The organism is Chryseobacterium sp. HR92, assembly GCF_045689405.1.
Classification (GTDB): domain Bacteria; phylum Bacteroidota; class Bacteroidia; order Flavobacteriales; family Weeksellaceae; genus Chryseobacterium; species Chryseobacterium viscerum_A.
Map to the genome: position 1 here is coordinate 1639031 of NZ_CP139139.1, position 18881 is coordinate 1657911.

The following is an 18881-nucleotide window of genomic DNA, read 5'->3' on the forward strand; positions in this document are numbered from 1 at the left end:
CGACTTTAATCGCATTTCTTTGCTCCCTCAAATATATAATAGAATCCAATAACCTTTGCGTTTAAATACATTGTAAAACTTCACATCTTTAGAATACAGAACTTAATTTCCTCTCTCTCAGATGTAACCCTTCAACATCCAACTAAATTTGCAATGTCAAAAAAAATCCCGATTTTTGCACTCCTTCTATAAACCCGAGTTCATGAAATTATGTATTGCCGAGAAACCCAGTGTTGCCAGAGATATCGCCAAAGTATTGGGCGCTACCACGCCTAAACAAGGCTATATGGAAGGAAACGGCTATTGCGTGACATGGACGTTCGGACACCTTTGTACCCTGAAAGAACCGCACGACTACGGTCCACAGTTCAAATCCTGGAACCTTTTTTCACTGCCGATTATTCCCAACAGTTTTGGAATCAAGTTGATACCGAATAAAGGTGTTGAAAATCAGTTTAAAGTGATTGAAAGATTGGTCGAAGAATGTGATGAGGTCATTAACTGTGGGGATGCCGGGCAGGAGGGAGAACTCATTCAGCGTTGGGTATTACAGAAAGCAAAATGCAACAAACCCATCCAGCGTTTATGGATTTCTTCATTGACGGAAGATGCCATTAAAGAAGGTTTTGCGAGCTTAAAACCAGCGGAAGATTATAAAAACCTGTATCTGGCTGGAAATGCTAGAGCCATAGGAGATTGGTTGTTAGGAATCAACGCTACGAGGCTTTTTACCAAGAAATTTGGCGGAAATAAAGCTGTTCTTTCCATTGGAAGAGTGCAAACCCCAACATTGGCCATGCTGGTGCAGCGTCAGAAAGAAATTGATGCCTTTACCACAGAAGAATATTGGGAATTGAAGACCAAATACCGTGACGTTATTTTCAATGCAGCGATTGACCGATTAAAAACACTGGAACGTGCTGAAAAAGGATTGGAATATCTTAAAGTAAATCCATTTGAAATCGTTTCTTTCGAAATTAAAGAAGGAAAAGAGAAAAATCCACGACTTTTCGATTTGACCGGACTTCAGGTAGAAGCCAATAAAAAGTATGGGTATTCAGCGGAAAATACATTGAATTATGTGCAAAGCCTTTATGAAAAGAAGCATGTAACTTATCCGCGTGTGGATACCACCTACTTATCAGATAGCTTATACCCGAAAATAACAGGTATTCTTCAGAAAATGTACCCTTATCAGGATCTGATTGCCCCATTGCTGGAAGCTCCGATTCCAAAATCAAAAACTGTTTTCGACGATACAAAAGTAACGGATCACCATGCGATCATTCCTACGGAAATTCCACCTTCTCAGAATCTGAGCAGGGAAGAAAAACTGATTTATGATCTGATTGCAAAACGTTTCATTGCTGTATTCTACCCGGAATGTAAAATTTCCAATACATTGGTAGAAGGAAAAGTAGGAACTATTCCTTTCAAAACCAGTGGAAGACAGGTTCTTGAAGCAGGATGGAGAGCCGTTTACGCCAAAGAACCGAAAGAGGAAACCACCGATAAGGAAAAAGAAAAAGAGGAAGAACAAACCATCCCTGAATTTATTGTAGGAGAAACCGGACCACACGATCCAATGATTCATCAGGGAAAAACCACTCCTCCAAAGCCCTACACCGAAGCAACGTTGCTGAGAGCCATGGAAACTGCCGGAAAACAGGTTGAAGATGAAGAACTGCGTGAAATGCTGAAAAACAACGGTATCGGAAGACCATCCACCCGTGCGAATATCATCGAAACCCTTTTCAAGAGAAAATACATCGAGAAAAAAAGGAAAAACCTCATCGCAACGCAAACCGGAATTCAGTTGATAGATACCATCGAGGACGAGCTGTTAAAAAGTCCGGAACTTACCGGAGAATGGGAATCCAAACTTCGTAAAATTGAAAAAGGAGAGTATGAAGCCAATCTTTTTAAGGAAGAGCTGATCCAGATGGTTACTGAACTTACCGAGAAAGTAGTGTACGGAAAAGGAAAAGTGATTACCCTTCAGGAAGAGGAAAAAGAAGAAGTGAAGGAGAAGAAAAAAAGAGAACCTGCACAGAAAAAAGAACTTCAGTCCTGGGAAGAAACAAAATGTCCGAAATGTAAAGAACACAATCTGATCAAAGGAAAAACAGCAGTAGGGTGTTCCGATTTCAAAAACTGTGGCTTTAAAATAACTTTTGAAATTTTTGGTAAAAAATTATCAGATAAACAGCTTTTAGACCTCGTTTTAAAAGGGAAAACTTCAAAATTAAAAGGTTTTACCACACATCCGGAAGCTATTACAGAAGGAGTTCTGACGTTAAGTGATGACTTTCAGACACAACTTAGCTAATCAATAGTATCTGATCCAAAATTTGTCAAGTTTTTGTCCATGATTCCGGGAAAACAGATTAAATAGCATCATTGGGTGGAGAATACGGGATTCGAACCCGTGACCTTTTGACTGCCAGTCAAACGTGATAGTTTTTTGACATTATCACATTTTATCGGAGATAAAATCTTTACACCTTAAAAATACACAGTTTAGAAAGACCTTGCGCCTCCGCGTTTTCCAACCCATCTATACAGAGATTCCTACGGAATGACAAACTGTACGGATAAACTAAGCGTAGTATTTGTCATTCCGCAGGAATCTATCCTTACCCTATTTACCAATACTACAACTGAAGACGTAAAAATTCCCCTCTTTTGGAGGGGTGTCAAAAATTCAAAGAATTTTTGACGGGGTGGTTTTACAATTTTTTGAACGCCTTATTATCATGAAATTTCAACATTCTCTCTTTTCTGCTTTATAAACTGAAAAACAGATCCAGCAATAAAAAGCAGGAAAAGGATCAGAAGAGTCTGCCCAATGATCGGATCTTTGATGTCTTTAGCCAAAGGATGACCTATCGGAACTCTTGTGAAAGTTTCATTAATAGTTGGGACAAGGGACAGAAAAAAGCTGAATGACAGCAGGAAGTTCTCAAAATATCTGGCTCTATTGACATCCTTTTTACTTGAAAAAAGGAAATAGGCAACAAAGATCAATACTAGGATGAATAATGAGAATACATGTCCTGCATTGAAACCACCATTTTTTGAGATGCCTAATGCGGTAAGTGAGGTGATGGCAGTAGCATAAAAATAAACTTTTCCTGACGGCTGGGCCAGATTGATTTTACCATATTTGATAAACCCTATGATGGCGCCAACAAGTGCTGCAATGCCAATAATGGTGTGAAAAATTCCTAAACTTGATAGATTCATATTGATTTTATTTTAAATTTATACTCATAAGTCTGAGCTACAGACATACTTCTATTCCCTGAAGCTGACGGTACAAATTTGCGATAGAAACACAGAAATGACTTTGTGATTTAGTTCAAGAATTTGAGATTTTAGTCCAGAAAATATTATTCCTTATTGAAATAAGAAATGTCCTTATCATTGTATAAAATGCTTTTCAATTATTTTTCTTTCTGTTGATGACGGTAATTGGAAGGAGTGACAAGATATTTGTCGCTGAAATTTTTTGTGAAAGTAGCCAGATCATTAAATCCGCAGTCCAATGCGATATCAGTAATGCGTTCATCGGATATTAAAAGTAATTCGGCAGCTTTTTCCAGCTTTTTGTTTCTTATATAGTTGGCAGGAGTATCATTATAGAGTTTTGCGAATTCTCTTTTGAAGGATGATATACTCAGATTACATTGTTCCGCAAGCTGTTCAATGGTGAGTTGTGAAAATAAGCTGGCTTCAATGATTTGCTTAAAAGAATAAGTTGTTGGAGAGAAAAGTTGAGACAAAATCAATTGAATGGTATTTGCATTCTGTGATTGGGCGAGCAGCAACATAATCTCTTTCAGTTTAAGTATTAATATATCTTCATTAATGAGTGAAGGATTTTCAAAGTAAAAAAGCAATCCTTCTACATATTTTTGAATTAGAAAATCATTATTTATTTTCTCACTGGACGGAGTTGAAGTATTATTGGCAGGTCTTTGCAGTAATAAAGGCAATTCTCTGTCATAGATTCTTTTCAAAATATCCGGGTAGAAAGTAACGATTACGACCTGACAATTATCCTCTGAATTTGAATTTTGAATATGCTTTCCAGAACTGATACAGTTCAGAAACAGGGAATAATGGGTAGGAACATCAAATTCCTGCTCATCTGTTTTATATTGAAATTCTCCTTTAATCACATACAGAAAACAGGCTTGCTCCGAAACCGGAAAATCATATCTGAATGGGCCCGTCATATCAATTTTCTGTATCAGAGTCTTTCCAAACAATTCGTATTTTTTATAATCATTCAGCATAATGGATGAAGTTCGTTTTGAATTGAATCATGTGAAAGTTAAAAAAAATTCTTGTAAAATGTAGCCTATCCGTACACCTTGTCATTCTGAAGGAATCCAGTCTTGTACTTTTACAATCTTTGTTCTACTACAAATACTACAACTGAAGGCGTGAAAATTTCCCTCTTCCGGAGGGGGGACGAAAATTCAAAGAGTTTTTGACGGGGTGGCTTACCGGAACAATTTCTCATGCCAGCCACTAACATCATTTTTAATCTCCTCATGATGCTTGCACAAAATCGCAGCCAGTTCCAGCTCTGATCTTCCAGATTTATAAGGATTCACAGTAAGAAACCCAAAGAAATTTCCATCCTGATCTACAATTGCCGGAGGATAAGCTCCATACTCATTCCATGGAGAGTAGGTGCTGTGGGGACTTCCGTAATTTCCATAGGCATTCCAGATAGATTTTGAACTGAAGGCATTTCCATAATCGCTAAACTTGTTCCATATCGAATTCTTATCAAATTTATCACAGTTTAAACAACCCAGATATTGATCCTGATCTGCGCCGCCATACAAATGCAGAGTCTGCGCCTGGAAACCGGAGCCTGCCACTAAACCTAAAAATTGGAAAAACCTTTTTAAACCCATAGTAAAGCTTTTCTGCAAAGCTAATCTTTTGAACTGAAAAATTTTGATTATTGCTGAACAAACCACACATCAGCAAACCTATAAGGTTTAAATATTCATGTAGAAATTAAACAGCAGCATAAGTTTATATCAGTTCCTTCAAAGCTTCTTGCCACTGGAAAATTTTTAATCTTTAAATTCTTTAATCTTTAAATCAATTTCTACCTTTACATACAAATTCAAAAAGTAATGACTCCAGAAAAAAGAAAACTCATCACAGACAGCTTCAACCGTTCGGAAACTTTACAATTCTATAAAGCAGAACTGCTGGAAGTAGAAACCGATTTTATATCCATGAAGATTCCTAAAATGGAAATGATGACCAGGAAAGCCGGAATGTTCAATGGGGCTATGATTGCTTCTTTGGTAGATGTTTCTTCAGGTTATGCAGCGGTGAGCCATTACGCAGAAGACTGTTATGTGGTAACTGTTGAATTGAAAGTGAATTACCTTCGTCCTGCCATGGGTGATGCTTTGGTTTCAAAATCCTATGTCATCAAAGGCGGAGGGAAAATCATTGTGGTGAGAACAGAAATCTATGTTCAGACTGAAGGATCAGACTCAGAAAGCCATGTGGCGACTTCATTGGTCACAATGATGAAAATAAAATAAAACATTAAAGAAAAAAAGACAAGATATTCCTTAAATAAAGGGTTTCAAAGGATTCTTTTTTCCGGAATGGAATGGCTTTTGCTCCATACACCCCATAAACATTAAAAAATAACTCAATGAACTTAATTATCCGATTATTTGTAACAGCAATTGTAGCTTATCTTTTAACTAAAATCTTACCGGGAGTACATTTTGAAGGATTTTCTTCAGCCATTATCTTTGCTATTGTGCTAGGGGTTCTTAACATATTTGTAAAGCCTATTTTAAGCCTGTTCGGTCTGCCGTTGACCATTCTTACATTAGGATTCTTTGCTTTGGTAATCAATGCCGGAATTATCCTGATTGCAGACTACTTCATAGATAGTATGGTGGTAGATGGTTTCTGGTGGGCATTTATCTTCAGTATATTATTGTCAATCGTGACGTCTCTGGCGAATTCAATGTTCTCAGATGGAGATTAATTAAAATCATAATAAATCAAAATAAAAAAATCCGCTCAACGAGCGGATTTTTTTATTTTTTAATGAATTTCAGTAAAACCAAATTTCCCTGCTGGTCTTTCAGTTTTAGAAAGTAATTTCCAGAAATAAGCTGATTAATTAAAATTTCTTTTACAAACTGACCCTTTACAATAGCTCTTCCGTTCACATCTGTAATTTCATATTCCTTGAAGTTTCTGTCTGTATTCACCTTTAAAACATCTGAAACAGGATTCGGATAAACCTTGATCAAAAGGGTGTTGTTTTTAAGCTGTGTTTCATGAGTTGCCAAAAACAGGCATGAAGGTGGAGTTGTTATCACTCCATCTGTAAAATCATAATACAAAGTACTTCCCATCGGAATCAAATTCGTACTGATGGCCGGAGGAATATTTTCAAAAAGAGAACAATTATTAAAACGTACATTGGCATTTTCAAAATTTCTGGTGATTTTGTACCAGGTTTCACATCCTGCAGGCTGCATCACTATTCCGGGCCATAACGTATCTATTGCAAATCCGTTAATTGAATTGGGATTAATCATATCAATCATGGCACAGCTTCCGCCCGTCCAGGTAGAAGGTGCTTTAAAATAAATAACAGCATCAGGAATACTTCCCGTATAATATTTTTTACTGATGATAGCTGAGGAATTTCCCTGTCCGTTAACAAGAAATGCTTTGATTTCTTTATTCTGGTCGATAGGAATCTGCACATTGTTGAGGGCAGAACTAGAACTTAGTGTGGGTGTACTTCCATCAGTTGTATAATAAATTGTGCCGTTTCCTGAAATAATGGCTTGATAAGGATTATCATAATGACTTGCAAAAGGACTTATCGTTAACTGTGAAAAAAAGAATGATGATAGAAGAAATGACGAAATAAGCAGAAACTTTTTCATGAAATATGGGTATTAGTTTGTTTTTTATAAAATTAATGAATTTACCAATTGATAAATGATTTACTTTAAACTTTAGAAAACTTAAATGTTAATTCTTTCGTTAATTTTATTTTAATAGTTAACTTTGGCAATCTTTGAGTTTAATAAAAGGAGGGTATGAAATCAGCAGGATTCCGTACATCCGTTAAAAAATGAATATCAACATATGAAACTTAAGTACAGTCTGCTGGCCTTGGCAGCTCCGCTTTTAATGAATGCACAACAAGTAATGACGCCTGAAATTCTTTGGACTTTGAAAAAAGTTGTAGTACAGGCTGTTTCACCGGATCAGGGTTCTCTTATCTATAAAGTAGGACAGGTTGATCTGAAAACAGAAAAAACAAAAAATGAGAACTATTTTCTGAATGTTCTTAATAATCAGTCTTTCAAAATTGATTTCGGTAAAAAAGCCCTTATTCAATGGGATAAAAATGGAATCTATGCTCAGGAAGGTGATAAAATCTATCTTTCTAAAGATGCAGGAAAAACCTGGACAGAATTTTATACCATCGGTGAAGTTGATAATGTTGTCATTTCTCCGGACGGGAAGAAAATTGCTTTCAGCAAGCAGGTATTGGTAGAAAAAGTAATGGGGAAAGATAAATTCAGCGATACTCCTAAAACTACGGCTCAGGTGTATACAGATCTGAACCACAGACACTGGGATTATTTCAATGAAGGAAAATACAACCATGTATTTGTAGTGAATACTTCTGATAAAGCAGAATCAGCTAAAGACCTGCTGGAAGGAAAAATGTGGGATTCTCCTCAGAGACCCTTCGGGGGTGCTGAAGACTTTATCTGGAGTTCAGATTCTGCACAGCTTTTATATGTTACAAAACCTAAAAGTGGAAAAGACTATTCTACAAGTACCAATACAGATATTTTTGCTTACGATTTAGCATCAGGAACAACCAAAAATCTTACAGAATCCAACAAAGGGTATGATGTAAATCCTAAATTCAGTCCGGATGGAAAATCTTTGATCTGGCAGAGCATGGCCAGAGATGGATATGAAGCAGATAAGAATGATGTGAAAATCATGGATTGGAAGTCAGGAAAGACAACTAATTTAACTTCTGGTTGGGATGAAAGTGTTTCAGGAGATGTACTTTGGGGTGCAGATTCAAAAACGATCTACTTCACAGCAGCGTTCAGAGGGACAAAACAGCTTTTTGCTCTGGATTCAAAATCAGCAAAAGTACAACAGATTACGAAAGGAGATTTTGACGTAAACGAAATCTTTACAGACAATAAAAATTCACTTTTAGTAGGAAGAACAGATGTAAACCATGCCACAGAATTATTCTCTGTAAACGTTAAAAACGGAGAAATGAAGCAGGTGACTGAAGCCAATAAAGAAACATATGCTAAGCTGGCTCAGGGGAAATCTGAACTTAAGATGGTGAAGACTTCAGACGGTAAGGAAATGGGCGTGTGGTTCCACTATCCGCCAAACTTTGACCCAAACAAAAAATATCCTACTTTGGTATACTGCCAGGGTGGTCCGCAGTCTGCTCTTACTCAGTTTTTCAGCGTAAGATGGAACTTTGCCCTGATGACAGCCAATGATTATATCGTGGTAGCACCAAACAGAAGAGGTATGCCAGGCTGGGGTACAAAATGGAATGAAGAGATTTCAAGAGACTGGGGCGGGCAGCCAATGAGAGATTATCTGGCAGCAACAGACTTTGCGAAAACTTTACCATATGTAGACGGAGACAGAGTAGCCGCAGTAGGAGCGAGTTACGGAGGATACAGCGTATTTATGCTGGCAGGAATCCATGAAAACAGATTCAAAACATTCATCGCTCATGATGGATTATTTGATATGAAATCATGGTATCTTACTACTGAAGAGCTTTGGTTTGCAAACTGGGATCTTGGTTCACCATGGGAAAAACCACAGCCAAAAGCTTATACAGAATTCAATCCAAGCAATTTTGTAGATAAATGGAATAAACCTATCATGATCGTTCAGGGAGGAATTGATTTCCGTGTTCCTTACGAGCAGGGACAGGAAGCTTTCCAGGCTGCAAAATTAAGAGAATTAAAATCTAAACTGGTTTACTTCCCGAACGAAAATCACTGGGTACTTCATCCACAAAACGGATTGGTATGGCAGAGAGAATTCTTTGATTGGTTGAAAGAAACTTTATAATAGAAACAAAATAAATATCAATAGGAGCGGGCTTTAGCCCGCTTTTTTATGCCCAGAAATTCAATGGCTTTAGCCAAAACCTAAATAGCAACATATTTTTTAATCTGTGTAATCTGCATAATCTGCGAGAAATAAAATCTATATATTTGAATATGCAAAACCGTATTTCTTCATTTTCACCCCTTATTGATGCCCAATCTGAAATTTTAATTTTAGGCTCAATTCCGGGCGTGAAATCATTGGAAAAACAACAATATTATGCCCATCCGCAAAATAAATTCTGGAAAATTATTTTTGAGTTGCTGAACGAAGAATTTACTGAAGATTATACCCAAAGAATCAAAACGATCATGAAACATCACATTGCTCTTTGGGACGTCATTGATTCCTGCGAAAGAAAAGGAAGCCTGGATTCCGAAATCAGAAATGAAGAGGCCAACCAGATTGCTGAACTGCTGGAAAAACACCCAAATGTCAAAGCCATATTCTGCAATGGTGGAAAATCTCATAAAAATTTACAAAAACTGCTGGGGAAAAATTATAAACTGCCCATTTTCCTATTGCCTTCTACAAGTCCACTTCATACCGTTTCCTTTGAGAAGAAGCTGGAGGAGTGGAAGAGAATACTGGAGTTTTTGGTTTGAGAGTTTGAGAATGGGAGGGTTTACGAGTTAGGGCGTTGTTTGTAAGAGTGGGGATTTCTACGGAATGACAAACAGAGCGCTTTATTTATGCGTACACTTTGTCATTCCGTAGGAATCTAAATTTTGTATTTAATCTTGATAGAAAATTAAAGGATTTTTTAACATCATTCACTTCCCAGATATTCCCTTAATCCCTTCAACAGCTCCAGTTGGTTTTTGGTCCGGTCTAAATTATGCTCAGGATATTTCGTAGAATAATAGGTGCTTCCATTCAGGTAATCCGTTAAAAAACGAAGTTCCTGGATATAAATGGCGACTTGTGCAGCATAATCAAGATTGTCAGATTCTTCCGGGGTAAGTTTTTCCTTTAAATAGAATAAGAATCCTTCTTTTACAACCTTATACATTTCAGGGTTGAAATTGTTTCTGGCATTTCCATCATCTTCATGAGTAGTATTGGTATAAGACTGGATCATTGTTCCGAAATCATACAAAACTGTGGAAATCATCATAGTATCCAGATCAATGACAGCTAATGGTTTATGATTCTGATCGAAGAGGATATTGCTGATTTTCACATCTGCATGTATGATTCTTTTAGGAATCTGATTGTTTTTCTCCATTTCGATCCATTGATCAGGCAAGGACAGAAGCTGATTGGTGATTTCTATTTCAGCCTTTGCATTTTCTTTTAATTGAGGAGCCGCATCTTTAAGTGCATTTTTATAATCTGCAACCCTTTTCTCAAAATTAAGAAAATCAGGAAGTGTATCTTCAATAGCAGGCAGCTTTTCAGTATTAACGGTAGTAAGGAAATAACTGAAGGTCTTAGCTGCTTCAAATGCCGTCTGCAGTGATGGAACGGTAAGAAAAGAAACACTGTTTTCTACAAAGCTCAACATACGCCATGGATCATCATTTGTATCTTTTACCAGAAGTTTACCGGTAAGAGAAGGAATAGGTTCTATCATTTGAAACTGATAGTTATTTGACCTTAGAAGTTCATTAATCATTAAATGATTATTGATGATAATCTCCGGCCGTTTGAAAACATGATTGTTGATTTTCTGTAAGATAAACTTTTTCCCCTGATCTTTATTTTCCAAAAGATAGGTGGTATTGATCAACCCGTCAGTAATAGGAGTGAGATCGTAATGATCTGTACCAATAAATTGAATAACAATATCGTTTAGCTCCATAAATTTTCCGGGTATCTATTGTTTCTAACTTCTGAAATCAAAAAATCTTTAATTTCCTCTTTATCATCGGCATAAGTGACACCCATCCATTGAGACATAGACGCTTTTACCTTTACCTGTACTCTGTTTTCATCTATCATTCTCTGTACAGCAGAAGGAATATAAAATTCCTGAGTTGGTAGTGGATCAGATTCGATAAAGTCATAGAAATAGGCTTCCAGATAACAGAAAATATGAGGATGGAATATAAAAAAGTTCATGGATACCAAAGTATTAGGATCTAATTTTACATTTTCTCCATTTTTAATATAAACGATAGAATTATTTATTTTTTGAATGGAAGTTTGTTCTTCAACTTTGATCAGATAATTTTCCGGATCCAGCGTGCATATTCCTCTGGCTACAGCTCCATTATCACTCAACGTTGTTCCTACGGGATAAACAATCATTCCCAATTGTGAATCTGAGATATGATGATGGTTAATTTCATTTGCGGCCAATTGAAACGCTTCTTTTCCGTAAAAATCATCCGCATTAATCATCACAAAAGGCTCCTGTACTGAATATTTGGCACAAAGAACAGCATGAGCAGTTCCCCATGGTTTCTCACGATCAGGATAATCAAAACCTTCCAGCGAAATAGGAATACTGTCCATTTCCTGATACACCCAATGCAGCTCAAAATTTTTAGTTTCTGAAATGCTGTTGAGTCTTTCAATATAACGTTCAGGAATCAGTTTATTGACAATAATAACTACTTTTTGGAAACCGGCTTCCAGAGCATCAAAGATAGAATACTCCAGAATCGGTGAGCCATTATTGAGTATTCCGTCTATCTGTTTGAGCCCTTTATATCTGCTGCCTAATCCGCCTGCTAATATGAGTAGTGTTTTCTTAGAACTCATCGGTCATTCCAAATACAGGTTTACGGGTTTTCCATTTTCCATTGGTAAAATCAGGGATATCAACTACCTGACCGCCTTTGGCAATAGATTCTTCACTCAACGGCGTAATGGAATACCATAAAGCAAGGTCATACACATCCATCGGGAATTCTATATTTCGTTTGATACATTCAATAAAAGTATTCATTACAAAGAAATCCATTCCGCCATGTCCTGCTCCCGCAGCAGTATTTTCAAACCTTTTCCACATCGGATGATCGTGTTCTGTCATCCATTTTTCTGTATTGTCCCAACGGTGGGTATGGTTCATTGTTTTTTCAAAATAAATGTGGCCCTGGTTGAAATCTCCCCATCCGAAATCCTGCCACAATCCTTCAGTTCCCTGAACACGGAAGCCCAAATCATAAGGCCGCTGTAAACTTGTATCATGAGTCAGAAGGATGGTTTCCCCATTGGCACAGGCAATCTGCGTAGTTACCACATCTCCCTGATTGAATTTTACTTTGGCACTTGGATGATTTTCTCCTCCCTTAGGATGTTCTACAATATATTTATGAAGTCCTACAGATTTTGAAGAGAATGAAGAAAGTCTTGTTAAACGGTTTCCTCTGTTGATATCCATCATCATGGCAACCGGACCTAATCCATGTGTAGGATAAAGTTCTCCGTTACGTTTTACATAATGTTCGGTTCTCCATTTTGCCTCACTGAATCCTTTTTCTCCGAACTCTGCACCGGAATTGTAAGGATTAACCCCGTCATTGAAAAGCACACCTCTCAGATCATGCTGATAACCACCTCTTCCGTGAACTAATTCTCCGAACATCCCTTTACGAACCATATTCAGAATGGCCATAATATCTCTTCGGTAACACACGTTTTCCATCATGAAGATAGGAACTTTTGTTTCCTCGTATACTTTTACAAATTCCCAGCAGTCCTGAAGCTTTATTGCTCCGGAAACTTCCATGCCCACAATTTTTTTAGCACGCATAGCTTCTACACCCTGTGTAAGGTGCCATTCCCATGGAGTAGCAATGACAACAGCATCTATTGTTTTTAATTTTAATAGATTTCTATAGTCATATTCCCCGTTGGAAAACTCCTGAGCAGCCGGTTTATTGTTGTCTTTTAATATTTTTTGAGAAGCAGCAAGCATTCTTTTCTCAGGATCTGCAAATGCTACAATCTCTACATCATTGCGTTTTGCCAGTAATTTCACATGTTCCTGCCCACGAAGACCAACGCCGATGAAACCGACACGGACTTTTTTATCTGTTTTAAAATCATTGGAATAGGCAAATAATGAATTGGGTAAAACCAATGCCCCAAAGCTTGCTAAAGCTGCTGTCTTAAGAAAGTTCCTGCGCGAATTACTATTGTCCATCTATTTTTTTCCTAAATATATTAAAACTTTTGTAAATCCCGATGAGGTGATGGATAATATCAGGTGAGGGAGGGGAAGCTGGAGGATTTGGGAGTGAAAGAGTTTCCGGGCTAGAGAGTAAGATGGTTTAAGAATGTTTGAAATAGGGTAAAAGAGCTAAATAATTTTTACTCTTTAGCTCTTTTCACTTTTATAATTTCGTTTAAAAGTCTATTGATTAATCCATGCTTTTCTTAAAGCCAGCTGTTTTGAATCGGGATTAGGTATCGTAGTTACTTTTCCGGTGGTTTCATCATAGCTAAGACCTGCTTTTTCCAGATATTCCTTCAATGGAATAGGTTGGGTACCTTCTACATAATCCCTGAAAAATACACGTATTTCCGGATAGGTCATTTTAGTAATTTCATCAAAAAGTTCATCATCATTAAAATATTTACCCTCTCCATACTTTTTCATAAGCATCTGCATCAGATCCTGAGTTCCTGTTTTTCCGTTTGAGAGTTCTCTTAGCCTTATGTCCAGACATAATCCAAGTAATGCTCCTTTCATGTAAAAATTCATATACTGATCCTGTCTTTCCATGGAGTTTTTACTCAATTCAGTAAGAGAAAATTTATCATCAAATTCTTTCATACCATGTATCTTTTCTTCCAGACTTTTTTCAAAATCTTCCAGACTGATCATTTTTTGTTTGATAGGCATATGAATCGTAGCATATTCAGTCATTCCTTCATACAGCCAAAGATGCTTAGACATGACAGGATTCAGAAAATCATAATGTTGAATTTCTCCTGAATGAATATTGAGAGGGGTAACAATATGGAAAAACTCATGAGAAGCCACTCTGTTTAAAGCATTCGGAAGAAATTTCATACTTCCTGAACGGTACAGGCAGACTGTAGAGTGGGAGTGTTCAAGCCCGTCTCCCAGATATCCGTTTTCATTGGAAGATTCATAATAAATCAAAAAAGCATATTTGTTGACCGGTAATGTTCCGCCAAGATAAGCCTGCTGATTTTTCAGAATGTTCTCTATTTCGTTAGCAATCGTTTTAGAATAATGTCTTTCCTTCTTGTTATAGAATGATACAAGCACTTTGGTATGACCTATTTTGAGCCATGTAGTATCGGGAACGCAATATAAAACAGGAGAATCTACCAATTGCCGGTAATCTTTTGCCCAAACAATATCTGTATTTTTATTTTTCTGCTTATAATCCAGGGCAGAAGAAGCGTAAAAGTCCTTGTTTTTTGTAATATTAATCTGATAAGGATTATCTTTCATTTCTTCAAAATATCCCACTAAAGAATTATAGTTGATTACAAAAACGCTGTCTTTGATAAACATACTGCCTGGAGATTTGGCTTCCTGGGTATCATTTTTTAAAGAATCCCAACCGTCGGCTACCTGATATGATATTTGGTGTACATGTTTAAGATCGTGTACCAGCCAGCTGTTTTTATCCAGGCGTTCTGTCAGTATTTTTTTTCCGTTCTTGTCGGTAGCTGAAAAATCTGAAACATATTGGCCGAAATTCATAGCCTGATAAAATCCGGGAACCAGTTTAGGGATAATAAACTTACCTTGTTGAAGATTGTTCCTGGGCGGAGCAAAAGAAACCCGGACTTCATCGTTGGACATATGAAGAAGATCTATATTGTATTCGTAATTATTCTTTGGTTTTTGGGCTATAATTATATTAGGAATTATAACGATCAGAAAAAATAGCTTTATCAGAGTATTCATTTGCTATTGCTTTAATAAGTACTACGAAAATACAAAATTCCCTCTAAGGTTTGCCGGCTTTATTTTTCCATATAATAAACTTCTTCGTAAGGCTGAATCAATACCCATCCGTGGCCTGAGAACTTCATCTGAAATTCTTCACCACTTCCTCTTCCGATAAGGCTTTTGAAAGAAACATTTGTTTTCAGTTCCGGGTTCAGATTTCCGGACCATGCAACAGTAGCATTAGGATCTGTGAACACAGGCGTATCAGGAGTTACCAGTAGAGTTAATGGATCTCCGTGAGTTGTAATGGCAATATGTCCCGTTCCTGAAAGTTTCACCTGGAAAAGTCCGCCAGACATCATTCCTGCAATACTCTTAAGCATGGTAATATCACTTTTTACACTTTGCTCATGGGCAAGAACATCATTTCCGTTCACACATACTGACTCGTTGTTCAGATAAAGGATACGTACTTTTTTTCCGGAATCTGCCACATACAATTTTCCGGTTCCTTCCGCTTTCATAAGCTTACTTCCTTCCCCGCTGATTGCTTTTTTAAGAAGATTTCCAATTCCTCCGGCAAGCATTCCCTGCCTTTCAAAATTGACATTTCCCACATAGCTTACCATACTTCCTTTTTTGGTCCATACTGCCTGATTATTAAGGTTGATTTCCAGAACATGTTTGGTTTCCAGTTCAAAATAATCTCTTTGCTGCGGATTCTCTTTTGTTTCGTTGATAAATGCTTCAATTGAATATTTACTCATAATGATAATTTTTTTGATTGGTTGTTTTTATGCGGTTATCGATTTGATTCTGTTTAATTTGTATTCTCTCTTATTACTTTTCGGATTCAGATCCACAAATTCATAGGTTTCAAAGTTGGCAAGTCTAGCTTTGAACATTTCCGTTGCTTTTTCTACTGACCAGGTTTTAGGATAATGAAAACCTTCAAATTCTGCATTGAAAATCTCTGCTTTGAAATCATGAGAAAACTCATCATCACCAGCGTAAGTTAATGCTATTTTACCGGTCCAAGTAATATCATATTGACTACTGTCTGTTTTTGAAAACTGTATCTGATGGCCGGCACAACTGTCATGTCCCAGCAGATAAATATTGAATGCCAGATCATCATCATCATAATGTTGTTCAGATGGAAGATCGTTGCTGAAAAGGTTATTTTTAACAACAGCATCGAAGTCAAGTTTCTCATCAAGGTTGTTAATTCTTATTCCTCTTTGCTCACCCCAATAATTTGACGATAGAGTACAGGCATGGTAATTTCCCCATACGACTTTGGAGTCCCAGTCAGAGAGATCTTCGTCTTCTTCGTCGCTGTCATCATCATTTGCATAATAATTTTCGGTTTTTAAATGAAAATCAAACCAGATAAACCCATATTCATCAATCCGTCCGTTCCAGTTGAATGTAACAATTTTATGACCGTCAGGATACGGATTATTAAGGAAATAGATTGTGCTTACTGGCTCCATGCTGAATTTTAATTTTCCCAAAAGTAAAACTTTTTAAGTTTAAAATTCCCCGTAAAATCACGGTTTTATATTTCATTGTAAATAATACTTGACAAAGGGGTATTCAATGTCGTATATTTGCACTCCGAAAATTACACCTTGTAATTTCAATAATTTTTAAACCGTAATTTAAAAAATGAAAACATCAGATTTTAATTTTGATCTTCCTGCGGAACTATTAGCAGAACACCCATCAGAGCACAGAGATGAAGCTAGATTAATGGTACTTGATAGAAAAACACAAACTATCGAGCATAAATTATTCAAGGATGTAGTGGATTATTTTGATGAGGATGATTTGTTTATCTTCAACAATACTAAAGTTTTCCCTGCCCGTCTTTACGGAAATAAAGAAAAAACAGGTGCTAAAATTGAAGTTTTCTTATTAAGAGAACTTGATAAAGAAACCAGAGTTTGGGATGTTTTGGTAGATCCGGCAAGAAAAATCAGAATTGGTAACAAATTATTCTTCACTGAAGATGAATCTTTGGTAGCGGAAGTTATTGATAACACTACTTCAAGAGGAAGAACGTTAAGATTCTTATTCGACGGTTCTTACGACGAATTCAGAACGAAATTAAAAGAATTGGGAGAAACTCCACTTCCAAAGTATATCAAAAGAGCTGTAGAGCCGGAAGATGCAGAAAGATACCAGACTATCTATGCTAAAATAGAAGGAGCTGTTGCAGCACCTACTGCAGGTCTTCACTTCTCTAAGCATTTGATGAAGAGATTAGAGATCAAAGGAATCAATTTTGCTGAAGTAACACTTCACGTAGGATTGGGAACATTCAACCCGATTGAGGTAGAAGATCTTTCTAAGCACAAAATGGAATCTGAAGAGATCATCATCGATGAGAAAAATGCTGACCTTATCAATAGAGCGGTAGAATCTCACAGAAGAGTTTGTGCGGTAGGAACCACTACAATGAGAGCACTGGAAACTTCTGTTTCTTCAAACAAAAAGATTTCTGCTTTCAACGGATGGACTAATAAATTCATTTATCCGCCTCACGATTTCGGAGTAGCTACTTCAATGATCACAAACTTTCACACACCGAAGTCTACACTTCTTATGATGATTGCTGCGTTTGCTGGAAAAGATTTCGTAATGCAAGCTTATGAAGAAGCCGTAAAAGAAAAGTATAAATTCTATTCTTACGGTGACGCAATGTTAATTCTATAAAAAAGATAATAGGTAAAAGGTGGCAGGTAGTAGTTACCCGCCACCTGCCACCTAAAATCTACAACCTTATAATGAAAGATATCCGTATATTATCACTGGACCAGCTTAAAGATTACTTTGAGTCTTTAGGAGAAAAACCGTTTCGTGCGAAACAGGTCTATGACTGGCTGTGGAGTAAAAATCTCCATTCGATAGATGAAATGACGAATCTTTCGAAATCACTTCGTGAAAAAATTTCCGAAGAATATACAATCAACCCTGTTTCCGTAGATCTTCTTCAAAGAAGTACTGACGGAACCATCAAAAACGGAGTGAAACTTCATGACGGACTGATGGTGGAGTCTGTTCTTATTCCTACAGAAACAAGAACTACAGCCTGTGTATCTTCGCAGGTAGGATGCTCATTAAACTGCGAATTCTGTGCTACAGCAAAACTGAAGAGGATGAGAAACCTTGAAGTGGCTGAAATTGTAGATCAGGTAGCTCTGATTGACAGCCAGAGTAGAATGTACTTCGAGAGACCGCTTTCCAATATCGTATTTATGGGAATGGGAGAGCCGATGATGAATTACAAAAACGTAGTGGAGGCTATCAGAAAAATTACCCAGCCGGAAGGATTGGGAATGTCTCCAAGAAGAATTACCGTTTCTACATCCGGTATTCCAAAGATGATCAAAATGCTTGCTGATGACGAACTGCGTGTGAAACTGGCTTTGTCCCTTCACTCTGCTATCGAGTCCAAGCGTAACGAGATCATGCCTTTCTCTGATAAATTCCCGTTGACGGATATTATGGAGTCCCTTCAGTACTGGTATCAAAAGACAGGTTCTGTCATTACTTTTGAATATTGTGTATGGAAAGGAATCAATGACGGAGATGAAGATATTAAAGCTTTAATCAGATACTGCAAACAGGTTCCTTCAAAAGTAAACCTTATTCAATACAACCCGATTGGTGATGGTAAGTATGACCAATGTAACAAACAGGCGGAAGAAAACTACATCCGCCAGCTTGAAAATGCAGGTATTACTGTAATGGTCAGAAGAAGCCGTGGAGGTGATATTGATGCAGCTTGCGGGCAATTGGCCAACAAAGCAACGGATTAAAATTTCCTTAAAAAAAATCAAAA

General features: G+C 37.1%; 17 protein-coding genes. 7 read left to right on the forward strand and 10 right to left on the reverse strand.

Features of this window, described 5'->3' with window-relative positions; genetic code table 11:
- Positions 1 to 202: 202 nt before the first annotated feature.
- Positions 203 to 2329: a DNA topoisomerase 3 gene (locus tag SFA27_RS07340; protein ID WP_407297328.1), complete on the forward strand. Its 2127-nt coding sequence runs from the start codon at positions 203 to 205 to the stop codon at positions 2327 to 2329.
- Between the two features lie 425 nt (positions 2330 to 2754).
- On the opposite strand, the gene SFA27_RS07345 is transcribed toward SFA27_RS07340, so the two are convergent.
- The 3 genes from SFA27_RS07345 to SFA27_RS07355 all read right to left on the reverse strand — a co-directional run bounded on the left by SFA27_RS07345 (position 2755) and on the right by SFA27_RS07355 (position 4934).
- Positions 2755 to 3246 carry a hypothetical protein gene (locus SFA27_RS07345; protein ID WP_264517426.1) on the reverse strand — a complete coding sequence of 164 codons (492 nt, stop codon included), beginning with the start codon at positions 3244 to 3246 and terminating at the stop codon, positions 2755 to 2757.
- Between the two features lie 200 nt (positions 3247 to 3446).
- Positions 3447 to 4301, reverse strand: coding sequence for an AraC family transcriptional regulator (locus tag SFA27_RS07350; protein WP_264517427.1), 855 nt, complete (start codon positions 4299 to 4301; stop codon positions 3447 to 3449).
- Between the two features lie 210 nt (positions 4302 to 4511).
- Positions 4512 to 4934, reverse strand: a complete 423-nt coding sequence (locus SFA27_RS07355) for a hypothetical protein (RefSeq protein ID WP_407297330.1) — start codon at positions 4932 to 4934, stop codon at positions 4512 to 4514.
- Between the two features lie 228 nt (positions 4935 to 5162).
- On the opposite strand from SFA27_RS07355, the gene SFA27_RS07360 reads away from it, so the two are divergent.
- Together SFA27_RS07360 and SFA27_RS07365 are read left to right on the forward strand one after the other, a co-directional pair.
- Positions 5163 to 5585 carry a PaaI family thioesterase gene (locus tag SFA27_RS07360; RefSeq protein WP_047378218.1) on the forward strand — a complete coding sequence of 141 codons (423 nt, stop codon included), beginning with the start codon at positions 5163 to 5165 and terminating at the stop codon, positions 5583 to 5585.
- A 116-nt stretch (positions 5586 to 5701) separates the two neighbouring features.
- A complete protein-coding gene (locus SFA27_RS07365) occupies positions 5702 to 6046 on the forward strand; it encodes a phage holin family protein (protein ID WP_047378217.1) in 345 nt (114 codons plus the stop codon).
- 52 nt (positions 6047 to 6098) lie between these two features.
- Here the strand turns inward: SFA27_RS07365 and SFA27_RS07370 are convergent, their stop codons facing one another.
- On the reverse strand, positions 6099 to 6965 hold the full coding sequence (locus tag SFA27_RS07370; protein WP_407297333.1) for a chitobiase/beta-hexosaminidase C-terminal domain-containing protein: 867 nt from the start codon (positions 6963 to 6965) through the stop codon (positions 6099 to 6101).
- A 205-nt stretch (positions 6966 to 7170) separates the two neighbouring features.
- Between SFA27_RS07370 and SFA27_RS07375 the strand changes: the two genes are divergently transcribed.
- Together SFA27_RS07375 and SFA27_RS07380 are read left to right on the forward strand one after the other, a co-directional pair.
- The gene (locus SFA27_RS07375; RefSeq protein ID WP_407297335.1) at positions 7171 to 9165 is read left to right on the forward strand and encodes a prolyl oligopeptidase family serine peptidase; all 1995 of its coding nucleotides are present in this window, start codon (positions 7171 to 7173) and stop codon (positions 9163 to 9165) included.
- Between the two features lie 152 nt (positions 9166 to 9317).
- A complete protein-coding gene (locus SFA27_RS07380) occupies positions 9318 to 9809 on the forward strand; it encodes a DNA-deoxyinosine glycosylase (protein WP_407297337.1) in 492 nt (163 codons plus the stop codon).
- 164 nt (positions 9810 to 9973) lie between these two features.
- On the opposite strand, the gene SFA27_RS07385 is transcribed toward SFA27_RS07380, so the two are convergent.
- From SFA27_RS07385 to SFA27_RS07410, 6 genes are all read right to left on the reverse strand, one after another.
- Positions 9974 to 11008, reverse strand: coding sequence for a phosphotransferase enzyme family protein (locus tag SFA27_RS07385; RefSeq protein WP_407297339.1), 1035 nt, complete (start codon positions 11006 to 11008; stop codon positions 9974 to 9976).
- On the reverse strand, positions 10999 to 11913 hold the full coding sequence (locus tag SFA27_RS07390; RefSeq protein WP_407297341.1) for an NDP-sugar synthase: 915 nt from the start codon (positions 11911 to 11913) through the stop codon (positions 10999 to 11001). Before SFA27_RS07390 ends, SFA27_RS07385 begins: the two co-directional genes overlap by 10 nt.
- Positions 11903 to 13300, reverse strand: coding sequence for a Gfo/Idh/MocA family protein (locus tag SFA27_RS07395; RefSeq protein WP_047378212.1), 1398 nt, complete (start codon positions 13298 to 13300; stop codon positions 11903 to 11905). Before SFA27_RS07395 ends, SFA27_RS07390 begins: the two co-directional genes overlap by 11 nt.
- A gap of 210 nt (positions 13301 to 13510) precedes the next feature.
- Positions 13511 to 15046: a hypothetical protein gene (locus SFA27_RS07400; RefSeq protein ID WP_407297343.1), complete on the reverse strand. Its 1536-nt coding sequence runs from the start codon at positions 15044 to 15046 to the stop codon at positions 13511 to 13513.
- A 59-nt stretch (positions 15047 to 15105) separates the two neighbouring features.
- The gene (locus SFA27_RS07405; protein WP_407297345.1) at positions 15106 to 15798 is read right to left on the reverse strand and encodes an AIM24 family protein; all 693 of its coding nucleotides are present in this window, start codon (positions 15796 to 15798) and stop codon (positions 15106 to 15108) included.
- Positions 15799 to 15825: 27 nt separating this feature from the next.
- A complete protein-coding gene (locus tag SFA27_RS07410; RefSeq protein ID WP_407297347.1) occupies positions 15826 to 16548 on the reverse strand; it encodes a hypothetical protein in 723 nt (240 codons plus the stop codon).
- Between the two features lie 154 nt (positions 16549 to 16702).
- On the opposite strand from SFA27_RS07410, the gene queA reads away from it, so the two are divergent.
- Both queA and rlmN read left to right on the forward strand, forming a co-directional pair.
- Positions 16703 to 17752 carry a tRNA preQ1(34) S-adenosylmethionine ribosyltransferase-isomerase QueA gene (queA, locus tag SFA27_RS07415; RefSeq protein WP_047378209.1) on the forward strand — a complete coding sequence of 350 codons (1050 nt, stop codon included), beginning with the start codon at positions 16703 to 16705 and terminating at the stop codon, positions 17750 to 17752.
- A 71-nt stretch (positions 17753 to 17823) separates the two neighbouring features.
- The gene (rlmN, locus tag SFA27_RS07420; protein WP_047378208.1) at positions 17824 to 18858 is read left to right on the forward strand and encodes a 23S rRNA (adenine(2503)-C(2))-methyltransferase RlmN; all 1035 of its coding nucleotides are present in this window, start codon (positions 17824 to 17826) and stop codon (positions 18856 to 18858) included.
- Positions 18859 to 18881: the final 23 nt, after the last annotated feature.